Consider the following 11661-nt stretch of genomic DNA (forward strand, 5'->3'; position numbering starts at 1 on the left):
GGGCACTCGGCATCCGCAGGCGAAAGCACGTCCCCGAAAGGGAGCACAGGCTCTTGCATCCGGGACCCAGGACGTCCCGGCCGCCAGTGCCGCCGGGAAGCGCTTGGAGGTAGGCGGGCACGTGTCGTCGCTACTTGTGTTCCAGGGCGGCTCGCTGGGTCATCTGGGTGGCCGGCCGGGAGTGATGCCGCCGAGCGATGCGACCGCGAGGTGGACCGTGCGTTCGGTCACCGTGGTGTAGTCGTCGCCCGCCTCCAGTGCTCTCGTCGCGGCGTGGACCAGTCCCTGCAGCAGGCGTGCCGTCGTGGTCGGTGCGTCGTCGCCGAGGTCGCGCAGGGCGTCGATGAGGGGGTCGAGCAGTGCGCGGTGGGCTGCGTCGGCGCCCTTGCGCAGGGCTGCGGCGTCCTGTGCTCCGGCGGCTGCCGATGCGATGCGGTGTTCGCCGTCGCGGACCATCTCCCAGTTGCGCGGTGACGTAGGCGGCGACCCGGTCGTGAGGTGCCTCGCCGGCGGCCTCGACGGCGGCGTGGATGCGTGCCGTCCACCGTGGCGCCGCCTGGCGGACCACCTCGGTCAGCAGTTCGTGGCGGTCGGCGAAGTACTTGTAGACGCTGTTTCGGGCCAGGCGGTGCGCCGGGCGACCTCCGCGAACGTCACCGCCGACGCGTCCCCCTCGATGAGCACGTCCCGTGCCGCCTCCAGCAGGGCGGCACGTTGCTGGGCTCGGTGGTCGGAGACCGAGGCGGCGCGGATCTTGGGCACGCGGTCAGTCTAGGACCCCCGCTTAGGGACGGCGCGTCCCCATCACATTTGTTGGCGACGCCATGTCCCCATCTTTGGAGGGAACACCGTGTACCTCGCCCTGCTCGAACTCAAAGCGGCCCGCGGCCGCTTCCTGCTGATGGGCAGCGTCGTCGTCCTCGTCGCCGCCCTCGTCGGGATCGTCTCCGGGTTCACCACCGGACTCGGCGACGACACCGTCTCCGCCCTGCGCAGACTGACCGCCACCCACATCGCCTTCACCACCGGATCCGACTCCGACCAGTTCGCCCGCAGCCTGATCGACGAACCCACCGCCGACGGCTGGCGCCGGGAGCAGGGCGTGCAGGCCACTCCGCTCGGCATCGCCATCACCGCGGCGTCGAGACCGACCTCGCCGCCTTCGGCGTGGGGCCCGGCGCCTTCACCGACCCCGGAGCCGACACCGGCCGGCCGCTGGACGCCGCCGAGCCGCTCGGCATCGTGGTCTCGCGCCAGCTCGTCAACGAAGGGGTCCGCATCGGCGACACCCTCACCGTGGACCGGCTCGGCATCCGCCTGAAGGTCCTCGGCACCACCGGACGCTCGCCCTACGGCCATGTACCCGCCGCCTACCTCACCACCGACGCCTGGCGTGAGATCCGCTTCACCGCACCCGGCTCCCCCACCCCCGCCGGCGCTCTCCCCCGGCAGTACACCGCCATGGCCCTCAAAGCGCCCGCACCAGCGGGGGCAGGCACGCTCGCCGCCGCCGACCGCCGCCACCACACGAGGACCGTCACCCTCCAATCCGCCCTCACCGCCGCCCCCGGCTACGAAGGTGAGCGCCTGACGATGACGTCCATCCAGACCTTCCTCTTCCTCATCGCCCCTCTGGTCGTCGGCGCCTTCTTCGCGGTCTGGACCGTCCAGCGCACCCCGGAACTCGCCCTGCAACGCGCCCTGGGAGCCTCCCGGCGCCGTCTGCTCGGCCACACCCTGGCCCAGGCCGCCCTCGTCGTCAGTGCCGGCACCGCTGCCGGAGCCGCCCTCGCCTCGGCCATCGGCCTGCTCGTCGGCGAACAGGTTCCCTTCAGCCTCCCCGCCCCCACCCTGATGGCCAACATGGTCGCCGTCGCCCTCGCCGGCCTCGCCGGCGCCGCACTCACCCTGCGCCGCGTTACGACCGTCGACCCGATGACCATGCTGGGAGCCGCACGATGACCCTCCACCACGACGACATCACCGTGACTTTCGGCCGCACGGCCTCCCGCACCGCCCGCCACACCGAACGCGCCCTCGCCGCCGTCCTCACCGACCGCACCGTCATCGCCATCGCCCCGACCAGCTCTCCGGCGGCGAACGCCAACGCGTCGCCCTCGCCCGCGCACTGCTCAACCAGCCCGAACTCCTCCTCATCGACGAACCCACCGCCGCCGTCGACAGCAGCCGCGCCCACGAGCTCACGCAACTCCTCATCCGGACCACGCACCCACACGACTGCATCACCGTCGTCGCCACCCACGACCCCGTCGTCACCGACGCGGCCGACACCACCCTCGAGATGCCCGGCCACCACGCCGCCATCCCGTAGACCACGACCACAGCACGGCGGGACGGGCGGACGTGCGGCATCACCGGTAGCGGCACGGCCCCGGCGAGAGTCCCGTTCGCCCGATTTGACCATGGGCATGGGGGCAGCCAGGACTCAGTACGAGCGTGACGCTTGTTGATCACGGGTGGTGGCAAGCACAGGCCGCTTTCGCGCTGCCCGGGCTCCGGCTGCATCTGCGTTGTCGACGACTGCCGCAGGATCAGAGGTCAGCCGGCGGCAGGCCGAGGTGGTCGTGCCATGCCCGACGGCCGGCGGGGGTCACGATGAGAGCGCGGGTGGTGCCGATGCGCGTCATCCATCCAGCGGAGAGCGCGTGGGCGCACAGGGCAGCACCCACTGCGCCTGCCAGGTGGGGACGGCGCTCGGTCCAGTCCAGGCATGCGCGCACCGGCGGTCGGCGTGAGCCGCCAGGCACGGCGATGCCGGTATCGGTCAGCCAGAGGGTGCCCTTGTCGGTCAGGACCGGCTCGGGCCCCCACTCCAGCAGTCCGCGCTCGACCATGGCGTCGGTGATCGCCAGCGCGACGGTTCCAGCCAGGTGGTCGTAGCACAGCCGCGCGCGGGCCAGTGCCTGCTGTCGGCCGGAGGCTGATAGCGAACGTGGTCGGGCGCTGCGCTGCGGTGCCAGCGCGGCAAGGCTCTCGATCAGTTCGACCACCCTGCGGTCGGCCACCCGTACGTAACGGTGGCGTCCGTGTCGCTCCTCGACGAGGAGTCCGCCACTGGCTAGCAGGTTCAGATGAGATGTCGCGGTGGACGGTGCGACTCCGGCGTAACGGGCGAGCTCATTCGCCGTCCACGCCCGGCCGTCGAGCAGTGCCAGGCAGAAGGCGGCCCGGGTCCCGTCGGCCAGCAGCCTGGCCACGCCCGCCAGGTCTACCCCTACGTCCTGACCTGCGCGCTGAATGTCCACGCTGCCCATTGTCGCCGACGTCCCTTCGACGTGCGTCGAAGCGTCCACGTCCTAGCGTCGGCACGTGCGCAGGGCTTACCTGCCCCGCACCCGAATCCGCGCGCGAGGGCCGTACCGCCTCCACTCACGTACCGGAGCAACCATGACCGCGTCCGACACGAATGTCACCGCGTCACCACATCCCGGACCCCGGACGGACCTCGTTGTCACCGATGCTCCCAGCCCGGCGGACATCGCGGTGATCTCCGACGCGCTGGACCGCTTCAACATCGAGCACACGGGAATCACCGACCGCACACCGCTCGCCGTCCTGGTCCGTGATCCCAAGACGCACCAGGCGGTCGGCGGACTCACCGGGCGTACCTCGCTCGGGCTGTTCTTCGTCGACCTCTTCTACCTGCCCCCTCAGCTGCGAGGCAGCGGGCTGGGAAGGGAGATCCTGCGGCGGGCCGAGGACGAGGCCCACGCCCGCGGCTGCCGCACAGCCGTGCTGTACACGATCACCTTCCAGGCCCCCGGCTTCTACCGGAAGCAAGGGTGGAAACTCCTGGGTAAGGTCCCCTGCGATCCGCCGGGCACCAGTCGCGTCTTCATGACCAAAGAACTCACTGCACCGACCGGCCAACCAGTTCGGCCCCGGTAAGGTCGCCGTGCTCGTTGCACCATCATCTGTCCCGTCCGCTCTCGTCCCGCCAGCACCCCTGTCATCGATCGAATCCGGGACGTCACAGTCCGGGGCAGTAGTACCGTCCGGGCTGCTCAACGCCCTGGCCGGGGTGCCCGACCCGCGCAATCCTCGCGGGGTGGGGTTCCGCCTGGCGACCTTGCTCGCGGTCGGCGTGTGCGCTGTGACCAGCGCCCGCCACAACTCCCTGACCGCCATCGCCGAGTGGGTACGACGCTGTGACCAGGATGTCCTGGCCCCAAGTGCCTGCGCGGAGCGGTCCGCGCACCGTGAAGAGGTCCGCGAGGTGAAGGTGGTGAGCGTGGGCGGCCTACTGTTCCCCCACGCCCGCCAGGTTGTTCGCATCCACCGCAGTGGCCGCGAGCCCAGGCAGCGCGGCCTGCGCGTCCGTGTCTGCGCCACCCTCCACCACTCCGGATGGGCCGACATCGCCAGCGGTCGACGAGCCCACACCCACCCCGCAGCCGGCCCTCACCCTCCACGCGATTCCGTGATCAAACTGGGTGAATGCGACTCTCCCCGGGGGCTCTGCCGGTAGCGGTGTCCTCGTAAAGCGGACAAGCCTCGAGGCCCGCTTGCCCTCATTAGAATCGCGGTGTTCGAGTACCACGGCTGGATCACCGTCCGGGAGACCGCAGTTGATGACGACGATGACAGCCGACTGTGGCAGGTCGTGGATGAGCTGCGGCTTCGCATCGCCCAGACGGCCAGTCCCTACCTCCTTGATCTCCGGTGGATGAACGGCGAGCCGTTCATCCACCTGGGAGGTCATTCCAATCACCGCTCGTCGCCTGATCCTGTCGGCCTGTTCGAGGATGTCGCGAAGGTTGCTCCCGGCTCCTACGGCCTTCTGCATATTCGCGATTACGAGGACCCGGTCCACGGGAACGAGGTACGGGTACTGAGACTCGCTCGGGGCACGGTCACACGGCACACGGAGTCGCTGCTGTCCCCGTGCATCCCGACGCTGGAAGACCCCTTTGCTGATTAGCGATCTGCCTGGCGGGTCACGGCCGGAGCCATGGACGGATCACCGCGGAGCAGTGGTGCGCTGGTCACCGCTCCTCTTCGGCGGCCGGGGGGGCAGTGGGTGCCGGTGTAGATGGTGGGCATGCAGCGGTTGCAGTGGATGCAGCGTGAGTGGGTGGCCGGGTTGTCGGCGATGCGCTGCACCAGGTCGGGTTCGCGCAGCAAGGCACGGGCCATGGCGACGAAGTCGAAGCCCTCGGCCATGGCACGGTCCATGCCCTCCTGGTCGGTGACGCCGCCGAGCAGGACCAGGGGCAGGTTGAGCGCCTGGCGAAACGTCCGGGCGCGCTCCAGCAGGTACAAGGGCTCGTACAGATAGGCACGCAGGAATGAGCGGCCGAGTGTGCGCAGGCCCAGGCGTTGCGGCCAGGGGAACTGTGCCGCGAACTCCTTGAGGGGGCGTCGCCGCGGAACAGGTACATGGGGTTGAGCAGGGAGCTGCCGGCGGTGAGGGTCAAGGCGTCCACCGACTGCTGCTCCTGCAGCCACCGCGCCACTTGCAGGCTGTCCTGGACGGTCAGGCCGCCGCGTACGCCGTCGGTCATGTTGAGCTTCGCGGTGATCGCGATCCGGTCGCCGACTTCGTCGCGCACCGCCCGGGCCAGGTCCAGCGCGAGACGCGCCCGGTTGGCCAGCGGACCGCCGTAGGTGTCGGTACGGCGATTGAGTCGAGGGCTGAGGAAGGCGCTGGCCAGGTAGTTGTGGCCAAGGTGCAGCTCGACGGCGTCCGCGCCCGCATCCACCGCGAGCCGGGCGGCCGAGGCGTGCGCGCGTACGACACCCTCGAGGTCTTCGGCAGTGGCGGCGCGGTCACGGCGCAGGCTCACGGGGTTGAAGCCGCCCATCGGGGACAGGGCCGGCAAGCCGTTGGAGCGGGCGTCCGCGACCGGTCCGGCGTGGCCGAGTTGCAGGGCGACGGCGGCTCCGGTGCCGTGGACGGCTTCGGTGAGCCGGCGCAGCCCGGGGAGCGCCTCGGGGCGCATCCACAACTGGGCCCGCTGGGTGCGGCCTTCGGGGGCCACGGCGCAGTAGGCCACCGTCGTCATGGCGACTCCGCCGCGGGCAGGGCGCAGGTGGTACTCGATCAGCTCGTCTGTGACGAGGGCGTCGGGGGTGACGCCCTCGAAGGTGGCCGCCTTCACAACCCTGTTGCGTAGCCGTACCGGGCCCAAGCGGCCAGGAGCGAACACGCCAGGCACCCCTCCGGTGGATCGAGACGGCGTGCGTTCGGTCGTCATGGGCGGAGGATCCCAGAGAACTGACGGCATGTCAGCTCCGGCGTGGGACGCGTCGACGGACACGCCTGGCGCCAGCCGGGCTAACGGGAGGAGCAAGCGGCAGCCCCACGGCCGCGCCGGCTTCCGATTCCCTCGTCACCGCATCTCGGACTGGTGTGCGACGGCGGCCGCCGCCAGGCGCTTCAGTGCCTGCTCCGATGTGCTGCCCGGCTGGGCGGTCCAGATCACGATGTGCTGGTCGGGGACGGTGGAGCTGGTCAGCGTGTCCCAGTCCAGGACCAGGGTGCCGGCGACGGGATGGTGGAACACCTTGTTCCCGGTGCCTTGGAGGGCGACCTCGCGCGCCTGCCACCACTGCTGGAACTCGGGGGTGGGGCGCCATCCGGGCCAGGAGGGCGTCCAGGCGGGGGTCGTCCTGGTGGGTGGCGGTGTGCATACGGAGGTAGGCCACGCGGTCGTGGGCTCCGGCCTGCCAGTCGTCGTGCAGGGCGCGTAGCGCGTGGCCGTTGAAGAGCAGCCAGACGTAGTTCCGGTCCTCCTCGGGGATCTGGCCGAAGTCGGTGAGCCGTACGGCTGGTCCGGCTCGGTGTGAACAGCGCCTACCTCGTCCTGGCCGCCCTGGTCGCCCTGGCCGTCGGCAGCGAACTCGCCATCGCCCACCCCACCGGCCACGGCTCCGCCACCCTCGCCCTCCTCCTCTTCGGCGGCCCCACCCTCTACCTCGCCACCACCGCCTGGTTCTTCCGCACCACAACCGGCGGAGCCTGGAGCGAACGCCTCCTCGCCTGCGCCGCCCTCGCCGCCGCCGGTGTGGCCGCCGTGTGGCTCCCCCACTCGCCTCCGTCGCCCTGCTCGACGCCATCCTCGTGGTGACCGCGACCGTACTCACACGCGCCCACCGGAATCTGACGCGCGCGCTGCGGAGCGCCTCCCGAACCTGAGGACCGCCGACCGAGGGCCGGGCCAGTCGGGTACTGAGGCTCCCTGCCCTACTGGCGGCATCTGGGGGGCGAACCTCCACGACAGCCAGGCTCCGATCCGGCCCGCCCATGGCGGTCAGCAGTAAGGGTGCTGGTTCGTAAGGGACGCCGCCACTCGCATCCACACGCCGAACAGCCGATAGAGGTCGGGCAGTGTGCCGTGCGCCTGGACGGTCCGGCTGTCCGGTGACGTGACGCCTGGAATTCCCAGGAGCGTCACGGCAATTGAAGCCGACTGCCAGCGGACCGTGAGGGTGGAGGGGGCCGCTGCGACGGCTGGAGCCTTTGGCGGTACGGCAAGACCGGCGGCCACCGCTTCCTCGATGGCCGCACGTGCTTCCTCCGACGGCCGCAGATCTGCGGCGAACCGGTCCCGCGCGTACTTCACTGCCACGGTTCTCACCGAGGCGTCCCATTCCGTCATCTCTGTGCAGGCACAGTCGTCACCGGTGAGGACCGTCACCGGCACACCGATGGCGGCCGCGGTGGCATGGGCCAGGCCGATCTCACCCACAGGCCGGCCGTCCAGCCACATGTCCTCGATCTCGTGCCCCATGAAGCTGTGGCTCAGTACGCCGAGGGCGCCGGCCCGTGAGTGGTAGCCGACGAAGACCGCGGCGTCATGCTCGGGAGTGAGTCCTTCGAGCATGAGCATCTGCTTGGGTTTGCCGCGGATGAGGCGCGCTGCCGGGTGCAGTGCCTCGGGCAGGAGGTTGCGCATCGGGCCGTGCGCGTCGTTGACGGTGATGTCGGTCGCGCCGGCCGCGACAGCACCGCGGATCGCAGCGTTGACGTCCTCTGCCATCATCAGCCGTCCACGCTCGTAGTCCCGGCCGCTTGGCTGGACATCGTCGGCATCCACCAGGCCGGTGATGCCCTCCATGTCCACACTGATGTAGATCCGCACTGCGTAGTCTCCTCAATCTTGATCATTTCAGGAGACGTTCGCCGATCTTGCTCTGGTTCCTTCACCAGCTCACGATCATCCGACTTCCGTCTGGGGCAGCGCGCTCGCCGGCTCAGCTGCGGGCGTCAGCTCGGCTGCCGCTTGACGTGGTAGTGCTGGGCCAGCCGGGCCAGGGCGACTGCGCCGAGCAGGAGTCCGAAGTCGCGCAGCGCGATGTCGTAGTAGTCGGGGATGGTCAGCAGGTTGACGATGATGCCGGCGAGCCATCCGGCGACCAGCCAGCCGCCGAAGCGCGGGGCGACCGCGACGACCAGACCGGCCACGATCTCGATGACGCCTACGGCGTACATGGCGGCCTGGGCGCTGCCCGGGACGATGTCGTTGATCCAGGGCGCGAGGTAGGTGGGCCAGTCGACGAGCAGGTTGGTGAATTTGTCCAGCCCGAACAGGATCGGCGCGACGGTGAACCCGATGCGCAGGATCAGGAACGCCTGGTAGCCCGGATCGGCGAGCACGGACTGCCTGGGAGCGGCGGGCGTGGTGGCTGTGGTTTGGGTCGACATGACGCCCTCCTTCTATCGACAACTCTCACTATCTATAGAAGCGCGCCAGTTTTCTTTAGTCAATGGCTATGGGTTTTACACTGGGGTTCGTGGAGCACTCGAAGCACGCACCTCACGCCGACCTCTCGGCCGTAGCCGCTCTCGGCGAGCCGACCCGCCGCCGGCTCTACGACCACGTCGTACGCCAGCCGGGCCCGGTCAGCCGCGACGAAGCGGCCGCCGCCCTCGGCCTGACACGGCAGACCGCGGCCTTCCACCTGGACCGCCTGGCCGAGGAATCGCTGCTCGACGTCGTCTACGAACGGCGCAGCGGACGCACCGGCCCGGGCGCGGGCAGGCCCGCCAAGCTCTACAAACGCTCCCCCAGGCAGATCGCCATCAGCCTGCCCGAGCGCAACTACGAGCTCGCCGGACGACTCCTCGCCCAAGCCCTGGAGGAGTCGGAAACCACCGGCGAGCCGGTGCGCACCGTGCTGCACCGTAAAGCCCACGAACTGGGCGCCCAGCTCGCCGGTGACGACGGCGCAGGAGTGCTCGACCTGCTGGAGCGGTACGGATTCGAGCCCCGCTACGACGGCCAGGCCATCGTCCTGGGCAACTGCCCCTTCCACGCACTGGCCCGCGCACACACGCAGACGGTGTGCGGCATGAACCTCCACCTGCTCGGCGGCCTCCTGAACGGGCTCGACGACGACGGCGGCTTCACAGCCCGCCTGGCGCCCAGCCCCGGCCAGTGCTGCGTCCGCCTGGAACCCGCGGCCCCGGCTGCGGCTCCTTAGAGCGTTCCCGGCCCGGCCGAGACCGTGCTCGTGCACCGGGCGGTCAGCGTCGTCTCGGCCATGGCGTGGTCCGGTAGGGGTGTCAGACTGGCCGTCCGAGGCGGCATTGGCCGGGGAGGGAACCGGGTTGGGATTGCTGATCGAGAGCCGGCCGTCCGAGCTGGCGTACATCGAGCGGGTGTGGCGCAGCCGCAGCGAGAACGTCAGCCAGATGATGTCGGTCGCGACGTCGAACTGGGAGCTGGTGTTCTGGGAGCACCAGGGTCAGGTGGAGGCGGCTGTGCTGGGTCCGGAGGCGAAGGCGACGCCCGCCCCGGTCCCCGAGGACGCGGTCTTCTTCGGGATCAGTTTCGCGCTGGGGACGTCGATGCCGCACATCCCGGTCAGCCGGCTCGTGGGCGGCAACGCGGCCATCCCGGAGGTGACGCGGCGTTCGTTGTGGCTGAAGGGGTCCGCCTGGCACGTTCCCGACTACGACAACGCCGAGATGTTCGTCCGGCGGATGGTGCGCGAGGGCATCGTGGACCTGGACCCGGTCGTGCCCGCGGTGCTCGGCGGCGCCTCCCCGGATGTCTCCGGCCGCACCCTGCAGCGGCACTTCGTCGCGGCGACCGGTCTGACCCAGGGTGCCATCCGGCAGATTCACCGCGCCCGCCAGGCGGCGGTGCTGATCCAGGAGGGGGTGCCGGCCCAGGAGGTCGTGCACCGTGTGGGGTACTTCGACCAGCCGCACCTGGCGCGTTCCCTGAAGCGGTATGTGGGGCGGACGGCCACCCAGCTGAGCGGACCAGGCGTACGAGAGCCTCTGTCGCTTCTGTACAAGCCCCGCCCCCTGGGGCCCGCCTAGTGTTCCTGACGTAGCCGACGGGGTCGGCCCGCCCCTACCGGGGCGGGACGGGAACCCCCGGATTCGTCGTGGAGGAATCATGCGCAAGGTTGTTTCGGGTCTGTTCGTCTCGCTCGACGGCGTCGCCCAGTCGCCGAACGAGTGGCAGTTCGCGTTCGACGAGGAGATGGGTGCGGCGCTGGCCGAGACCCTTGAGACCGCCGACACCATCCTGCTGGGCGGGGTGACGTTCACCGAGTGGGCCGGCTACTGGCCAAAGGTGACCAGCGGTGAGGACGCCGGTTTCGCCAAGTGGATCAACGAGTCGCCCAAGTACGTCGTCTCCTCGACGCTGGACACGGTCGAGGACTGGGCCAACAGCACGCTGATCAAGGGCAACCTGAAGGCCGCGATCGAGGAACTCAAGGCGGGCGAGGGGAAGGACATCACCGTCGCCGGCAGCCCGACACTCGTGCGCTCGCTGCTGGAGCTGGACCTGCTGGACGAGCTGGTGCTGCTGATCCACCCGGTGATCGCCGGTGAGGGACGCAAGAAGCTGTTCGCCGACGACGCCGCGCTGAAGAAGCTTCAGCTGGTCAGCGCCCAGCCGACCAGCAGCGGGGTGATCATCGCGACGTACCGCCCGGCGCGCTGAGCCCGCTCCGGGGCGGGGACTCGGCTGCACCGAGGCGGGGTTGTTCCGTGCGTCGTTGACCGGTCCGGGCAGCGGCCGCGGGAGGCGCCCCGCGGCCTCGCAGACGATGGCTTTGCTTACGGCCAGGTAGGCCGAAGGTCTGCGGCCGCTCCGGTTGCGGAGCCATGGACATCGGGTTTGAGTGTGAGGGACCTTCACGCGCACCTAGGAGCTGTCATGTCCAGCCTCCTGGGGCCGAGGTCTCATTCTTCCAGGCTGCGCGGCGTGGCCGGCCAAACCGCACGCGGCGGGTCCGCCGGGCCGAAGCAGCCCCGCGACCAACCGGGGTGAGTTCGACCGGCGCCACGCGCCGGAGGCAATGGCCGGGAACCCGGTCGCCGACCGGCCGAGGAGATCGAGCTGATCGTCGAGAGCCACCACCGCGCGTCCCCCGCAGAGGAGGACGGCGGTGCTGCGGCAACGGACACCGCTGAAGACAAGGAGCGAACGATGACCCGTCACCACCACAAGTCGAACGAGGAAGTCGAAGGCAACCCCGACACCGGACATGGCCGTGGAATGCCCCGCCGCCCAGATGAGGAGGAACTCGACGAGCGCCTGAAGGAAGACCGCGAAGAAGTCGACCTCCCGCCGGAACCGGAAGAGTCAGCTGACTAGTTGATCCGGCAGCGCGTCCAAGCAGCCCTCCCGCAGGGCGTGCCCCACGACCTTGTCGGAGGCGTTGGACCCAGCG

Annotated in this window: 17 protein-coding genes and 2 pseudogenes; 11 read left to right on the forward strand and 8 right to left on the reverse strand. The window is 70.0% G+C overall.

The genetic code is table 11. The features are described from left to right. Positions 1–159 precede the first annotated feature (159 nt). Together AB0M28_RS20225 and AB0M28_RS20230 are read right to left on the reverse strand one after the other, a co-directional pair. Positions 160–456, reverse strand: a complete 297-nt coding sequence (locus AB0M28_RS20225; protein WP_365406403.1) for a hypothetical protein — start codon at positions 454–456, stop codon at positions 160–162. Between the two features lie 117 nt (positions 457–573). Beyond that, a complete protein-coding gene (locus AB0M28_RS20230; RefSeq protein WP_365406406.1) occupies positions 574–762 on the reverse strand; it encodes a hypothetical protein in 189 nt (62 codons plus the stop codon). Between the two features lie 88 nt (positions 763–850). Here AB0M28_RS20230 and AB0M28_RS20235 point away from each other — a divergent pair, with 88 nt between their 5' ends. The 3 genes and pseudogenes from AB0M28_RS20235 to AB0M28_RS20245 all read left to right on the forward strand — a co-directional run. Next, positions 851–1321: a hypothetical protein gene (locus AB0M28_RS20235; RefSeq protein ID WP_365406409.1), complete on the forward strand. Its 471-nt coding sequence runs from the start codon at positions 851–853 to the stop codon at positions 1319–1321. Next, positions 1243–1962 (forward strand): ABC transporter permease, encoded by a 720-nt coding sequence (locus tag AB0M28_RS20240; protein WP_365406412.1) that lies wholly within the window; start codon positions 1243–1245, stop codon positions 1960–1962. The genes AB0M28_RS20235 and AB0M28_RS20240 overlap by 79 nt, the downstream gene beginning before the upstream one ends. Positions 1963–2059: 97 nt before the next feature. After that, a pseudogene (locus AB0M28_RS20245) lies at positions 2060–2332 on the forward strand (ATP-binding cassette domain-containing protein); the annotation flags it as partial. Positions 2333–2552: 220 nt separating this feature from the next. Here AB0M28_RS20245 and AB0M28_RS20250 read toward each other — a convergent pair. Next, positions 2553–3275 (reverse strand): winged helix-turn-helix domain-containing protein, encoded by a 723-nt coding sequence (locus AB0M28_RS20250; protein WP_365406415.1) that lies wholly within the window; start codon positions 3273–3275, stop codon positions 2553–2555. Between the two features lie 133 nt (positions 3276–3408). On the opposite strand from AB0M28_RS20250, the gene AB0M28_RS20255 reads away from it, so the two are divergent. From AB0M28_RS20255 to AB0M28_RS20265, 3 genes are read left to right on the forward strand one after another with little or no spacing between them, the layout of a single operon-like run. Then, positions 3409–3909 (forward strand): GNAT family N-acetyltransferase, encoded by a 501-nt coding sequence (locus AB0M28_RS20255; RefSeq protein WP_365406418.1) that lies wholly within the window; start codon positions 3409–3411, stop codon positions 3907–3909. A gap of 7 nt (positions 3910–3916) precedes the next feature. Beyond that, positions 3917–4489, forward strand: coding sequence for a transposase family protein (locus AB0M28_RS20260; protein ID WP_365406420.1), 573 nt, complete (start codon positions 3917–3919; stop codon positions 4487–4489). A gap of 57 nt (positions 4490–4546) precedes the next feature. Beyond that, complete coding sequence (locus AB0M28_RS20265; protein WP_365406423.1) at positions 4547–4942, forward strand: Imm7 family immunity protein; 396 nt, start codon at positions 4547–4549, stop codon at positions 4940–4942. A gap of 64 nt (positions 4943–5006) precedes the next feature. On the opposite strand, the gene AB0M28_RS20270 is transcribed toward AB0M28_RS20265, so the two are convergent. The 3 genes and pseudogenes from AB0M28_RS20270 to AB0M28_RS20280 form a co-directional block, all read right to left on the reverse strand. Then, a complete protein-coding gene (locus AB0M28_RS20270) occupies positions 5007–6218 on the reverse strand; it encodes an NADH:flavin oxidoreductase (protein WP_365406426.1) in 1212 nt (403 codons plus the stop codon). Between the two features lie 135 nt (positions 6219–6353). Next, on the reverse strand, positions 6354–6527 hold the full coding sequence (locus tag AB0M28_RS20275) for a hypothetical protein (RefSeq protein WP_365406429.1): 174 nt from the start codon (positions 6525–6527) through the stop codon (positions 6354–6356). Between the two features lie 64 nt (positions 6528–6591). Next, positions 6592–6765 (reverse strand): annotated as a pseudogene (locus AB0M28_RS20280) (transcriptional regulator); the annotation flags it as partial. 41 nt (positions 6766–6806) lie between these two features. On the opposite strand from AB0M28_RS20280, the gene AB0M28_RS20285 reads away from it, so the two are divergent. Continuing rightward, on the forward strand, positions 6807–7091 hold the full coding sequence (locus tag AB0M28_RS20285) for a low temperature requirement protein A (RefSeq protein WP_365406432.1): 285 nt from the start codon (positions 6807–6809) through the stop codon (positions 7089–7091). 183 nt (positions 7092–7274) lie between these two features. On the opposite strand, the gene AB0M28_RS20290 is transcribed toward AB0M28_RS20285, so the two are convergent. Together AB0M28_RS20290 and AB0M28_RS20295 are read right to left on the reverse strand one after the other, a co-directional pair. Beyond that, on the reverse strand, positions 7275–8105 hold the full coding sequence (locus tag AB0M28_RS20290) for a M55 family metallopeptidase (RefSeq protein WP_365406435.1): 831 nt from the start codon (positions 8103–8105) through the stop codon (positions 7275–7277). Between the two features lie 125 nt (positions 8106–8230). Further along, positions 8231–8668, reverse strand: a complete 438-nt coding sequence (locus tag AB0M28_RS20295; RefSeq protein ID WP_365406438.1) for a DoxX family membrane protein — start codon at positions 8666–8668, stop codon at positions 8231–8233. A 62-nt stretch (positions 8669–8730) separates the two neighbouring features. On the opposite strand from AB0M28_RS20295, the gene AB0M28_RS20300 reads away from it, so the two are divergent. From AB0M28_RS20300 to AB0M28_RS20315, 4 genes are all read left to right on the forward strand, one after another. Then, positions 8731–9447, forward strand: a complete 717-nt coding sequence (locus AB0M28_RS20300; RefSeq protein WP_365406441.1) for a helix-turn-helix domain-containing protein — start codon at positions 8731–8733, stop codon at positions 9445–9447. Positions 9448–9574: 127 nt separating this feature from the next. Further along, complete coding sequence (locus AB0M28_RS20305) at positions 9575–10294, forward strand: helix-turn-helix domain-containing protein (protein ID WP_365406444.1); 720 nt, start codon at positions 9575–9577, stop codon at positions 10292–10294. Positions 10295–10373: 79 nt separating this feature from the next. Continuing rightward, entirely contained in the window at positions 10374–10928 is a 555-nt protein-coding gene (locus tag AB0M28_RS20310) for a dihydrofolate reductase family protein (protein ID WP_365406447.1), read from the forward strand. 489 nt (positions 10929–11417) lie between these two features. Continuing rightward, complete coding sequence (locus AB0M28_RS20315) at positions 11418–11585, forward strand: hypothetical protein (RefSeq protein ID WP_365406449.1); 168 nt, start codon at positions 11418–11420, stop codon at positions 11583–11585. Positions 11586–11661: the final 76 nt, after the last annotated feature.

The sequence above is a fragment of the Streptomyces sp. NPDC051940 genome, assembly GCF_040680895.1.
Lineage (GTDB): Bacteria > Actinomycetota > Actinomycetes > Streptomycetales > Streptomycetaceae > Streptomyces.